This window comes from Bradyrhizobium sp. P5_C11_2, assembly GCF_054049755.1.
In genome coordinates this window covers 1-11,501 of sequence record NZ_JBFULT010000216.1, presented here as the reverse complement: position 1 = coordinate 11,501, position 11,501 = coordinate 1, and the positions used below count along the sequence as shown (strand labels likewise).

The 11,501-nt window shown below is 65.1% G+C and carries 18 protein-coding genes; 5 read left to right on the top strand and 13 right to left on the bottom strand.

Translation table 11 applies throughout. From position 1 onward, the window contains the following. Positions 1–297, top strand: a 297-nt coding sequence (locus ACXJL8_RS20540) for an ATP-binding protein (RefSeq protein WP_456685473.1), incomplete at its 5' end; no start/stop codon positions are given. Further along, complete coding sequence (locus tag ACXJL8_RS20535) at positions 294–947, top strand: response regulator (RefSeq protein ID WP_456685472.1); 654 nt, start codon at positions 294–296, stop codon at positions 945–947. The genes ACXJL8_RS20540 and ACXJL8_RS20535, both read left to right, overlap by 4 nt. 10 nt (positions 948–957) lie before the next feature. On the opposite strand, the gene ACXJL8_RS20530 is transcribed toward ACXJL8_RS20535, so the two are convergent. The 3 genes from ACXJL8_RS20530 to ACXJL8_RS20520 form a co-directional block, all read right to left on the bottom strand. Further along, complete coding sequence (locus tag ACXJL8_RS20530; RefSeq protein ID WP_456623093.1) at positions 958–1,803, bottom strand: hypothetical protein; 846 nt, start codon at positions 1,801–1,803, stop codon at positions 958–960. Between the two features lie 173 nt (positions 1,804–1,976). Beyond that, positions 1,977–2,468 (bottom strand): SRPBCC family protein, encoded by a 492-nt coding sequence (locus ACXJL8_RS20525; protein ID WP_456623094.1) that lies wholly within the window; start codon positions 2,466–2,468, stop codon positions 1,977–1,979. After that, positions 2,468–2,851 (bottom strand): ArsR/SmtB family transcription factor, encoded by a 384-nt coding sequence (locus ACXJL8_RS20520; RefSeq protein ID WP_456623095.1) that lies wholly within the window; start codon positions 2,849–2,851, stop codon positions 2,468–2,470. The genes ACXJL8_RS20525 and ACXJL8_RS20520 overlap by 1 nt, the downstream gene beginning before the upstream one ends. A gap of 286 nt (positions 2,852–3,137) precedes the next feature. Here ACXJL8_RS20520 and ACXJL8_RS20515 point away from each other — a divergent pair, with 286 nt between their 5' ends. Continuing rightward, the gene (locus tag ACXJL8_RS20515; RefSeq protein ID WP_456623096.1) at positions 3,138–4,199 is read left to right on the top strand and encodes a serine hydrolase; all 1,062 of its coding nucleotides are present in this window, start codon (positions 3,138–3,140) and stop codon (positions 4,197–4,199) included. A gap of 64 nt (positions 4,200–4,263) precedes the next feature. Here ACXJL8_RS20515 and ACXJL8_RS20510 read toward each other — a convergent pair whose 3' ends face one another. Both ACXJL8_RS20510 and ACXJL8_RS20505 read right to left on the bottom strand, forming a co-directional pair. After that, positions 4,264–5,091, bottom strand: coding sequence for an outer membrane protein (locus tag ACXJL8_RS20510; RefSeq protein ID WP_456623097.1), 828 nt, complete (start codon positions 5,089–5,091; stop codon positions 4,264–4,266). 294 nt (positions 5,092–5,385) lie between these two features. Continuing rightward, positions 5,386–6,090: an SDR family oxidoreductase gene (locus ACXJL8_RS20505; RefSeq protein ID WP_456685471.1), complete on the bottom strand. Its 705-nt coding sequence runs from the start codon at positions 6,088–6,090 to the stop codon at positions 5,386–5,388. 123 nt (positions 6,091–6,213) lie between these two features. Between ACXJL8_RS20505 and ACXJL8_RS20500 the strand changes: the two genes are divergently transcribed. Both ACXJL8_RS20500 and ACXJL8_RS20495 read left to right on the top strand, forming a co-directional pair. Further along, complete coding sequence (locus ACXJL8_RS20500; RefSeq protein ID WP_456623099.1) at positions 6,214–7,056, top strand: GNAT family N-acetyltransferase; 843 nt, start codon at positions 6,214–6,216, stop codon at positions 7,054–7,056. A gap of 316 nt (positions 7,057–7,372) precedes the next feature. Further along, positions 7,373–7,639, top strand: coding sequence for a hypothetical protein (locus ACXJL8_RS20495; RefSeq protein ID WP_456623100.1), 267 nt, complete (start codon positions 7,373–7,375; stop codon positions 7,637–7,639). 14 nt (positions 7,640–7,653) lie between these two features. Here the strand turns inward: ACXJL8_RS20495 and ACXJL8_RS20490 are convergent, their stop codons facing one another. From ACXJL8_RS20490 to ACXJL8_RS20455, 8 genes are all read right to left on the bottom strand, one after another. Then, complete coding sequence (locus tag ACXJL8_RS20490; RefSeq protein ID WP_456623101.1) at positions 7,654–8,103, bottom strand: hypothetical protein; 450 nt, start codon at positions 8,101–8,103, stop codon at positions 7,654–7,656. 233 nt (positions 8,104–8,336) lie between these two features. Further along, a complete protein-coding gene (locus ACXJL8_RS20485; RefSeq protein ID WP_456623102.1) occupies positions 8,337–8,627 on the bottom strand; it encodes a hypothetical protein in 291 nt (96 codons plus the stop codon). A 23-nt stretch (positions 8,628–8,650) separates the two neighbouring features. Continuing rightward, the gene (locus ACXJL8_RS20480) at positions 8,651–9,088 is read right to left on the bottom strand and encodes a curlin (RefSeq protein WP_456623103.1); all 438 of its coding nucleotides are present in this window, start codon (positions 9,086–9,088) and stop codon (positions 8,651–8,653) included. 78 nt (positions 9,089–9,166) lie between these two features. Then, complete coding sequence (locus tag ACXJL8_RS20475) at positions 9,167–9,577, bottom strand: curlin (protein WP_456623104.1); 411 nt, start codon at positions 9,575–9,577, stop codon at positions 9,167–9,169. A gap of 26 nt (positions 9,578–9,603) precedes the next feature. Further along, the gene (locus ACXJL8_RS20470) at positions 9,604–9,996 is read right to left on the bottom strand and encodes a curlin (protein WP_456623105.1); all 393 of its coding nucleotides are present in this window, start codon (positions 9,994–9,996) and stop codon (positions 9,604–9,606) included. A 122-nt stretch (positions 9,997–10,118) separates the two neighbouring features. Further along, a complete protein-coding gene (locus ACXJL8_RS20465) occupies positions 10,119–10,520 on the bottom strand; it encodes a curlin subunit CsgB (RefSeq protein ID WP_456623106.1) in 402 nt (133 codons plus the stop codon). Between the two features lie 162 nt (positions 10,521–10,682). After that, entirely contained in the window at positions 10,683–11,336 is a 654-nt protein-coding gene (locus tag ACXJL8_RS20460) for a response regulator transcription factor (protein ID WP_456623107.1), read from the bottom strand. Continuing rightward, the coding region (locus ACXJL8_RS20455) for a hypothetical protein (RefSeq protein ID WP_456685474.1) at positions 11,302–11,501 on the bottom strand (200 nt) is incomplete at its 5' end. The genes ACXJL8_RS20460 and ACXJL8_RS20455, both read right to left, overlap by 35 nt.

Here is an 11,501-nt window from a genome sequence, read left to right as displayed (position 1 = left end):
AGCCTCTACCGCATCGTGCAGGAGGCGCTCACCAACGCCGCCAAGCATGCCGGCGCCACAAAGGTGAGCCTGGAGCTGGCGATGCGCACCGACGAGATCGCCCTTGCGATCGACGATGACGGACGATCGCACGATCCAGCCACGAAATCCGGCATGGGCCTGCTCGGCATGCGCGAGCGCGTCGCGGCCCTGCGCGGCCGACTCAGCTTCGAGGCCGGCCCCAACGGCGGCTCCGCGCTGCGCGTCGTCATTCCGCTCCCGGCCGCCGGTCAGCAGGTGCTGGAGCGCGCGGCATGAGTGCGACGATTCTGCTGGTCGACGACCACTCCGTCGTCCGCGAGGGTTATCGCTCCGTGCTCCAGAAGCAGCCGGGCCTGCGCGTCATCGCTGAAGCCGGCGACGGCGCGGAGGCCTATCGCCTGTTCAAATCCGAGGCGCCCGACCTCGTCATCATGGATCTGAGCATGCCCGGCATCGGCGGCATCGAGGCCGTGAGGCGCATCAGGCAATGGGACAAGGCGGCAAAGATCCTCGTTTTCACCATGCACGAGAATGCCGGCTTCGCCCTGCAGGCGATCCGCGCCGGCGCGCGGGGCTACGTCACCAAGACCAGCCCGCCCGAGACGCTGGTGCGCGCGGTGATGGATGTGSTCGCCGGCAAGATCGCCATCAGCCCCGACATCGACCACGAGCTCGCGCTGAGCCGGCTCAGCGGCGAAAGCTCCGCCGCCGACGTTCTCACGCCGCGCGAGTTCGAGGTGCTGCGGCTGCTGCTCGCCGAGAACACAACGGAGGAGATCGCCGAGACGCTCCACGTCAGTCCGAAGACGGTCGCCAACCTGCACTCCCTGATCAAGGACAAGCTCGGCGTCGGCTCGGACATCGAGCTGGTCCGGCTGGCGCTGCGTCAGGGAATTTTGACGCAAGTGGATCTCGGCGAAGCCTGAAGCGCGCTGCTCAGACGAGATAGCGCGTGAGATAGCCTTCCATCGCGTAGAGCGCGCAGAGCGCGAGGCTCGACCACACCGCGGCGCTGAAATACAGGAACATCCAGGTCAGTTCGCCCTTCCAGTGCGCGACGTCGTGGGTCACCACCCAGCGCGTAGCGACGTCATGGAGCCCTTCGAGGAAGCCGAGCAGCCTGTTGCCCTCTTCATGCCCCGCCCGCCAGCGGCTGAGATACATCGGCACGTCGACGGTGACGAGGAAAGCGAGGAAGCAGGCGATGCCGACGATGCCCGCGATCAGCGCCCAGCGCACCACGCCCTGGAATTCCGGCATCAGCCGGCACAGCGCGATCCCGACCAGGAAGAAGGTCACAGCCCACAGCGAATTCTCGATCGCGTTGTAGAGGTAGTTGGTGGTCAGCACCGCGTACCAGGAGAAGCACTCCGCGATGATGATCACGGGCACGATGACGAGGGCGATGCTCACCGTGGTCTCGGCACCGGCCATGGTGCCGAGCTGATGCAGGATGATGGCCCATTGCGCGGCGAAGCACACTTCAGCGACGGTCGCGACGGAGCGGCCGACGAACACGCTGGAGAGCCAGGTGTCGAACAGGCAGATCCGCTGCACATCCGCGCGCGGCAGGAACGAACGGAAGGCGCAGCCGAACACATAGCCGGCGCAGAGCAGCAGCATCACGCCCATCCCCGACGGCGCACCGAGGCTGCCGGTGACGGGCTGATAGAACTCCCGGTACAGCATGAACCAGACAAGGATGTTGACGTTGCTGACGAGCGTCAGGGACCCCCACCACCACGCGAGGGGATTTGACCGCGCCTGCAACATCAGCCTCATCGATTGCTCCGTTGTAACTGGATTGACATCCAACGGTAGCAATACTGTCACATTCGAGTCGTCCGCGGCGACAAAAATTTGCGTGACGGCACTGTCATAATTGCGGAAGACAGGCCGGGAACCTGCGGGCCGTCCCAGGGTCGCCGGCCCGGCGACCCGGAACGACCCTCGCCTCATCCCTTCATCCCGCCCACATAGGCCGCGAGCTTGTCCAGCGTCTGGTAGCCGTATTCGACGGCGCCGAACCCGATCATGCCGTCGCGCTGCTCGGTGCTCGAGGCCAGTTGCCGCATCATCAGCACGGTCTTGCCGTTGCTTTGCTCGGCGAAGGTGACAGTGAAGCGGAACATGCCGGGATCCTCGTCCTGGTCGGTGCCGTGATCCATCTCCATCAGTGAAGGCCGCTCGATGCGGCGGAAGCGCATGCGGTTCGGATAGACCGTGCCGTCGGGGCCGATCATGTTGAAGCGCCAGACGCCGCCGACGCGCACGTCGATCTCGAAGGTCTCGAGCTTGAAGCCCTTCGGCCCGAACCATTGCGGCAGGTGCTTCGGGTCGGACCACGCCTCGAACACCAGATCACGCGGCGCGTCGATCACGCGCGACATCACGATCTCGCGGTCGAGCGACCATTGCGACAAAGCAGGGTTGGCAGAACTCGTCATCACTCGTCACCTTTCCGTTTGGTTGTTCGGGACGGCCGCTTAGCTGCCGCCCTCTCCTTCTTGAGCTTCAACACGTAGGCCTCGAACCGATCGAGCCGCCCCTCCCAGATCGCGCGCTGCTGCTGGAACCAGTCTTCCGCGCCGACGAGCGCCTCCGGACTGAGGCGGCAAGTGCGCACGCGGCCGGACTTCTCCGACTGAACGAGGCCGCTCGTCTCCAGCACGTGGATATGTTTCATGAAGCTCGGCAGCGCCATGTCGAAGGGATTTGCGAGCTCACCGACCGACGCCTCGCCGGCGCATAGCCGCATCACGATCGCCCGCCTTGTCGGGTCGGCAAGCGCCGCGAAGATCTGATCGAGCCGGGATAGTTGGTTAGCCATGTAGCTAACTATAGGCCCGCCACCAACCGGCGTCAATAATTGTTAGCTCATAAGCTAAGTATTTTCCCTGGGGTGCCGATGTGGAACCCACAACGCGCAATCGTGAATTGGGACACCGGGGCCTCCCCGCTAAAGGAATCACGGGGGCGTATCGCATCAATCGTCAGAGCACGTGCCACCTGTTGTCATCTCACCACACCTCACCCGGCGAGTTCTCGCCCGAGCCGCGCTCGTTCCGCTCGCGATCGCCCTCGCCCGGCCGCGCCGAGCATCTGCGGATTCCGACATGATCGCGCAGATGCGCGACATCGTCGCCAATGAGCTGGCGCCGACCGCGGCACCGGACCAGCCGGGCGGCCTTGCCGCCGCGCTCTACGCCGGCCGCCACGTCGAATTCTTCAACTACGGCTTTGCCGACGACGCGACCCGGCGCGCGGTGACGCCGGACACGCTGTTCAACCTCGCCTCGTTGCGAAAACCGTTCGAGGCGACGCTGGTCGCGCTCGGCACGCTCCGCGGCGAGCTGCGGCTCGACGATCCTCTGACGACATACATGCCCGAGCTCGACGGCGACTACGTCCGCCGCGTCACCGTCGGTGAGCTCGCCACGCATACGTCGGGACTGCTGCTGCCGACCGATCATCCGCCCTGGCCGAACGACTCCTTCACGCGCGCGCAGCTCGTCGACATGCTCAACGCATGGAGCCCGCAGGCCGGCGAAGCGCCCGGCCGGCAGCGCATCTACAGCCATGCCGGCTACGTGCTGCTTCAGCTCGTGCTCGAGCGCTGTTACGGCACCCCGATCGCAACGCTGTTCGAACAGCGCATCCTCAAGCCGCTCGGCATGACCGCAACTTGCGTGCCCGAACGTGGGCCGGACAACCGCGCCGTCATGGACGAGGCCTGGACGCAGCGCGTCGCGCACGGCTATTCCGATCAGGGCATGGCGATCGGGCCGCCCGGCAACCAGCAGAGCTATTTCGATATCCCCGGCACCGGCCAGATGTTTTCTTCCCCGCGCGATCTCGCGACATTCGTGGCGGCCTGCGTCGATGGCCGCTCGATCGACCCGCATTTGCGCGAGGCGTTGCGGATGACGCAGCACGAAACCTTCCGCGTCGACGCAAAATTCGGACAAGGCATGGCCTGGGAGACCGTGCACCTTCCCGGTCTCACCGTTGTCGACAAGCCAGGCGGCCTCAACAACGCATCGGGCTATATCGGCCTCGTTCCGGCGCATCGGATCGGCATCGTGCTGTTGGCCAATCGCGGCGAATATCCGCACGAGATCGCGCGCTACAAGATCCTGCCCGCGCTGGTGCATCTCGTGTCCTCGCACGCCGGCTGAATTTCAAAACAGAAAGCCCCGGCTGTGCCGGGGCTTTCCACGCCAGGTCGGAACGGGATGAAGCTCAGTACCTGGCGACGACCGGTCCGCCGAACTTGTAGTTGACGCCGACACGCACGATGTTCGACTTGAGGTCGACCGAGTGGGTGTAGACGTTGCCCGGATATTGCGTTGCGCCGCTAACCAGGTTCGTGCTGGTGGCGCTGGCGCGACCGAGATCGACATAGAGATATTCGGCCTTGAGCGACCAGCCGCCGCCGAAGGCATATTCGGCGCCGACGCCTGCGGTCCAGCCGAGGCGCGTGTCGCGGATCGTGCCCGACTCGGTCGCGGCTGCGAACGTGTCGGTGAAATTGAAATTGCCCTTCACTTCCGCGATGGCCGCGCCGCCGGTGGCGTAGAGCAGCCAGGTCGGAGCCGCGAGGAAGCCGACGCGGCCACGGATAGTGGCAAGCCAGTCGGCCGAGACCTGCGACGACACCGTAAAGCCGGTCGGGGCGCAGCAGGGATAGAGCGCCGAGCCGCTCGCGCTGCCCTTGAAGCCGAAATAGTTGATGTCGCCTTCGAGGCCGAGCACGGCGTGGTTGACCTGCCAGTTGTAGCCGGCAGTGAAGCCGCCGGTCACGCTGGAGCTGTTGACGCTCTGGGCACCGACGGCGCCAATGGCGGGGACGCTGCTGGCGGCAAAATAGCCGGCCGGAGCAAACACGGTCGAGGTGGTCGGATCGGCACTGCCCCACTGCCCGCCGACATTGCCGCCGACGTAGAAGCCGGTCCAGTTGTAGGCCGGCGCCATCACCGGCGCCTTGGTGTACTGCGCGGCGAGGTCGGCCGCCTGCACGGATGCGGTGCCCAACACGATTGAAGCAACCGCCAGCAAAAACGTCTTCATTCCAGTCTCCTTGCCCCACGCGACAAAACTCGCGTTTCGAATGCGCGCGGGCGAAAGGCATCCGGCGCAGACCGGGGATAGGCTGCCGGCCCCGTGCCGTCTTGGGCTGCGGCGAAGTTCATAGGGACTGTGACGTAGTGTGAGGTCCACCGCGTGCGAAGTGTGACGTGTGTGACCGAAGTGCCACGCATTTCGCACGCCGCAGCACCAGGCAGCGGCGCGCAAGGCACGCCCGTGTCGCGCCAGGGCAAGCGCGCGGAAATGGAGCTTCGAATCTTCTCTCGTCGAAGACGCTCAGACCGAACGCGTCAGCCCGCCGTCGACGCGGATGTTCTGGCCCGTGATGTAGGCCGCACCATCGGACGCCAGGAACGAGATCGTCGCGGCGATCTCCTCGACCCTGCCGTAGCGCTTCATCGGCACGCTGTCGCGGCGCGCATCCGCCTGCGGCAGGCTGTCGATCCAGCCCGGCAGCACGTTGTTCATGCGGATGTTGTCGGCGGCATAGGTGTCGGTGAAGATCTTCGTGAAGGCGGCCAGCCCCGCGCGGAACACTGCCGAGGTCGGAAACATCGCGCTCGGCTCGAACGCCCAGGCGGTCGAGATGTTGATGATGGCGCCGGCCTTCTGCGCCTGCATGACCGGCGTCACCAGCCGCGTCGGGCGGATCACGTTGAGCAGATAGGTGTCGAGGCCGGTGTGCCACTGCTCGTCGGTGATCTCGGTGATCCCCGCGCGCGGCCCGTGGCCGGCGCTGTTGACGAGCACGTCGATGCGACCCCACGCGGCAAGCGCACCGTCGACGAGGCGCTTCAGATCGTCATTGGACTTGTTCGAGCCGGTGACGCCGATCCCGCCGAGCTCGGCCGCCAGCGCCTCACCCTTGCYGGAGGACGACAGGATCGCGACCCGAAAACCGTCGGCCGCGAGCCGCCGCGCAGCCCCCGCGCCCATGCCGCTGCCGCCGGCGGTGACGAGTGCGACCTTCTCTGCTGCCATGACCGATCATCCCCTGTGATACCGTTGAGGCGAGCCGCAGGCCCGACCTATCATGAGGCCTTCTACAGCCAGACTTGCCGACAGGTCCACCGTCGAAGGCATCCGTCATGAGCGACTTGTAAGATGAGCAATTTGCAGATCCGCAACCTGCGTTCCGAGGAAATCTCCCTCGCCATCGACTGGGCGGCGGCCGAGGGCTGGAATCCGGGCCTCTCCGATGCGGCCTGCTTTGCGATTCCCGACGCGCAGGGCTTCTTCGTCGGCGAGATCGACGGCGAGCCGGTCGCGACCGTGTCCTGCGTCAACTATGATGACCGCTTCGCCTTCCTCGGTTTCTACATCGTGCGCGACGGTTTTCGTGGCGCGGGCCACGGCCTGCGCATCTGGGACGCGGCGATCGCGCATGCGGGCTCCCGCGTGATCGGGCTCGACGGCGTCGTGGCCCAGCAGGCCAATTACAAGAAATCCGGCTTCCGGCTTGCTCACGCCAATATCCGCTATGGCGGTGTCGCCGACGCACCGGCCAGGCCGCCCGCCGATGTCGTCGGGCTCGACACGATCCCGCTTGCGCTTGTCGAAGCAGACGACGCGACCGTCTTTCCGGCCCCGCGCAGCGCCTTCCTGCGCGCCTGGATCAACACGCCCGGCCATCTCGGCCGCGCGCTGCTGCGCGACGGTAAGCTCGCCGGATGGGGCGTGATCCGTCCGTGCCGGACAGGCCACAAGATCGGCCCGCTCGTCGCCGACGACCGGGCCGCGGCAGAGGCGGTCGTGCAGGCCTTGCTGGCAAGCGCGGGTGGCGGCGAGATCTTCCTCGATCTCCCCGCGGTCAATCGCGAGGCGATCGCGCTCGCGCAGTCGCTCGGCCTCAAGCCGGTGTTCGAGACGGCGCGGATGTATACCGGACCCACCCCGCCGCTGCGGATCGACCGCGTCTTCGGTGTCACCAGCTTTGAGCTGGGCTAGCTGGCCGCGCGATCGCTGCTCGACCCCGGCCGCGCTGTGCGCGCAGCCACCGGCTGCGCCGATCCGCGGTCAAAACTGCGAATTGAAACTTTGGCTTTTGTGGCCTGACTCTCACAGTCGGCCGCGCCGGGGTGCTAAGCTCCCGGCTGCGATTGCACCATTGCGGGTGCAATGCGCGCGGGCATCCTCGCCGTCGAGGCGTCCGCATCGGCTCGGCTGTCGTGATTATTGTCAGGCAATATTTCGCTTTTCAATGAGAGAGATTTCCATGACTGAAACCAGCAAAGCCCCCCATCCTCCGTCCGCGGACGCGGACATGCCGCACACCGTAATCGCCTCTGCCGTGCTGATGGCCGCGGTGGTAGCTTATGGGCTGCACGCGATATTCATCTCGGGACCCATGATGCGGGAAGAGGCCGTCGCCAACCTCGCGCGGATCATCGCCGAGGAGGACCGCGACGTCTGCGGCCAGTTCGGGCTGCGCCCGGACACGACCTCTTTCGCGGCCTGCAGCCGCGAGCTCGCCACCGTCAGGCAGAAGCAGTCCGACCGCGACAAGGCGGCCGCGGCAGGCATTCTCTGACCTGGCGGCGCCGCTCAGTAGCAGCGCATGATGTTGACGGTGTGCTCGCCGCCGCCGCGGCCGGGCACTGTCACGGACTCCGTAGGACAGCTCGGCACATAGGGACGATCGGACTGCACCACGTTCGGCGGGAAGCGATGCGCCCAATCCCAGGGAACGTCGTAGGTGTAGGTGTAGCGCACGTCGTTGGAGACCGGCTGCCCGGCATCGACGAAGGGCTGGCTGTAGTTCGCACCGTCGTAGAAGAATCCGCCGCCGCCCGGCCAATAGACCAAGGGATTGTTGCGCCGGTGGAACCTGGCGCCCGGCCCGATCGGCGCACGTGCTGTGGCCGGAGGCGCGGCTGCGCCCACCACGCCATGCGGCGCGGCGCCGCCGGGTCTTGCAAAACTGTCGCTGGAGCTAAGGAGCAGCGCTGCTGCGCTGAGCGAGGCGAGCAACGCCCCATGGGTTCTGAACGTCATGATACGCACCAACTCGTTTGGCTTGGCGATAGCGGCTCCCCACTGCACGCTAGGCCGGGCCATCGCCCGCCCGCAAACGTATAATTAATTGTTGGTTAAGGCACGGGATTAACAGGGAATATGGTGCGGCAGAACGCGCGCCTCGGCCATTTCGGGCTCGTTCCGGCGCGCGACCCGCGGAACCAGAGGTCCGGCAAGGCCCATCATCCGCACGGACGATGGGCCGTCGCGCGTCAGTGGCCCTGCTGCTTGCGCAGCCAATCCAGCATGTCCTTGGCATTTCCGGTGCCCTGCGACACGATCGCGGTGTTGCCGCCGCTGCGGCGATAAACCGTGGTGCGGCCCGGCTCCTTGTCGATCCGGACCTCGGCCTGCGCCGGATCGCCGCTTTGCGTGATGACCGCTGTCCCGTTTTCGTCCTGGACCACGGTGGTGTGGCCGTCGCCGGACTCGCCGGCTCCGGCCGGCGCCATCGCAATTGCGGTCATGAGGCTCATTCCGGATGCGAGCAGGAGGAACTTCATATCACACCTCTTCTTCGTCTCGATCATCGTCCGAACTGGAATATGGCCAGCCAGTTGAAACGCCCGAACTGCCTGATTGCTCCCGTGTTCATGTCACCGACCTGAAGCAGGAGCGCATTGGTCGAATTGCCGACCTGGGTGATATTGGCGAAATTGCTCAGGCCTGACTGGCCGATCAGCGCATTGGTGGTGCTACCGACCTGAATCACATCGACCTGGTTGCGCATCCCGGTCTGGACAATCGTCGCGTCGACGGTGCCCGTCCCGATCTGGATCACCCGTGCGATATTGATGCGGCTGTTCTGCTCGATCGTGACCGGCTGGACGTCGTTGCCGAACTCCACGATCGTCTCGATGCTCACATTCCTGTTGGTCACGCCGCGCTGGACCGAGCCTGCGGATGCCTCCGTCGCCGCGCCGATGACGGCGAGCACCGCCGTCATCGCCAAGAGCTTGCTCAAGACCTGTCTCAAGACCTGCCTGCCGCGTCGCATCGCCGCTCCCCTTCGCACCTTGAGGTCAACGCGCCCGCAGGCGTCTCACGGACTGTTCTGGGTCACCGTCGACGAGTTGATCGCGGCGAATTGCGCGATGGCCCCCGTATTCATGGCGCCGAGCTGAGACACGACGCTCGTCGCCGATTGGCCGGTCTGGCCGACAAAGGCAAAGTTGTTCATGCCCGCCTGCCCGACCGACGCCGAATTCGTTCCGCCGAATTGCAGGATCCCGGTGGCGTTGTTGGTGCCGTGCTGGACCACGGTCGCGCTGGTGCTGCCGCCGATCATGAACACGCCGGCCATGTTGAGCTGGCTGTTCTGGTTGAGCACGACGGGCGGTCCGCCGACCGACACGATGGTCTTGATATCGGCGGTCTGCGCACCGGCCGATCCGGCGCCTGCGCAACAGAGAGCGAGAAGTGCGCCACACGCGACGCCTTGAAGGTGTTTCATGACATGCCTCGCCACTGGAGATGCGCTCACGGAGTCTGCTGGAGAATCGTCGAGCCGTTCAGGATGCCGAGTTGGCCCACTCCGGCGGTGTTGTTCGCGCCGATCTGTCCGATCAGGCTCGAATTGGAGCCGCCGACCTGGCCGGCCAGCGCCGTGTTGGTCGCGGTCGCCGTCGTGCCGCCCTGCCCGATCACCGAAGTATTGACGGTGAGAAGCGAGCCCATCTGCAAGGTCGTCGCCTGGTTGGTCGCGCCGAACTGCAGCGTCGTGGCGCTATTGTTGGTGCCGCCGCTCTGCGAGATGAAGGAGGTATTCGTCGTGCCGAATTGAAGCACGCTGGCCGAGTTGCCGGCCTGGGCATCGACAGCAGTCAGCACGCTGAGCGTGACGATCGTCGCAACGAGAAATCTGGTCCGCATGTCATTTCCTCCGCGAAAGTCGGCGTGGGATCCCTTACCTGGTCCACCGGCCTGATTGCGGTGCTTGCGAGAATGGCCCGGACGCGCCGCGCTGTGACGCGCCCGGCCAAACAGGGGCTGGTTCAGTGCGCCGTCTGCGAGACGCCGCTGGTGTTGACGCCGAAAACACTGAGCTGACCGACGGCAGCCGAGTTGTTCTGAAGCGCGGGGGGCCCGAACGAATTCTGGGTGATCCCGCTGCTGTTGTTGCCGAAGGCCACCTGGCCGGTGGCCGCCGAGTTCTGCACGCCGATCTGGTTCACGGAGCTGGCGTTGTTGAGCGAGGCCGAGCTCGTGCCCTGCATGGTGGACGCACCGTTCAGGATGCCGACTTGCGTGGTCGACGAACTGTCATTGGTGAGACCGTTCTGCGTGACGCTCGACGCGTTCACGATGCCGACCTGCACCGTGGTCGAGGTGTTGGCGGCCTGGGCCGCGGAGGAAAGAGCGAACACGGCAACGGAAGCAAAAAACAATTTGCGCATGGAGTATCCCTTTCTGGCCAAGTTGTCTGACTGGTTTCGGATGCCGGTCTGAAGGAGGTCGACATCGTGGGATGACTCTGAACCGATCGTGCTCCATGCGATAGACTGCTGTTCATGCTAGTCGGTACGGACTAGACGCTGCGCGAAAAGTCGCCGCTCGCACTAGGCTTGCGACTGTCCCGCAGCGCTCCGCGCCGTCTCGTGCGCCATGCTGTCGATCAATCTCGCCACTTCGATCGGCGAGCGCAGCTCGAGCTTTCGCATCATCCTGGCGCGATGTACCTTGACCGTCACTTCGCTGAGCTGGAGCTTCGCTGCGATCTGCTTGGCAACCAGGCCTTCGGCCATCAGCAGCATGATCTCCCGCTCCCGCGCCGTCAGCGTTTCGACGCGCTGGCGCGCCGCGCGCACCGCGTCTTCGCGCTCCATCCGCCGGCGATCGCGCTCGATGCCGTGCCGGATCGCATCGAGGATCTCCTGTTCGCGGAAGGGCTTTGGCAGAAACTCGACCGCGCCGCGCTTCATGGCCTCGACGGATACGCGGACGTCCGAATGACCGCTGATGAAGACGATCGGTATGGGCACGCCGGATTCGGCGAGCCTGCGCTGAAGCTCGAGCCCGGTTGGCGACGTACCGGGAAAGCGAACGTCGAGCACGAGGCATGAGGGTCCGTCAGACAGACTCTCGGCGAGGAATTCGTCCGTCGAGGCAAACAGCCTCACCTGATGTCCGGTCTCCTCGCAAAGGCTTCCGATCGCGTTCCGTATCTGAATTTCATCATCAACGACATAAACTGTGGCTTGATTTGAATTCATTGCAAAAGACTCCCGAACTTGGCGCTCGATGATCCAGCAACGAGCTGTCCATTGTTCTTGCAAGCGATAACAAGGTGCTTGAATCCATCGGCGAGAATCGGCCGAGTCGTGTCGGCCCGCCGATGCGAGTTCTTACGGCCAGCACGCGCTCAAGACGAGTGAAGG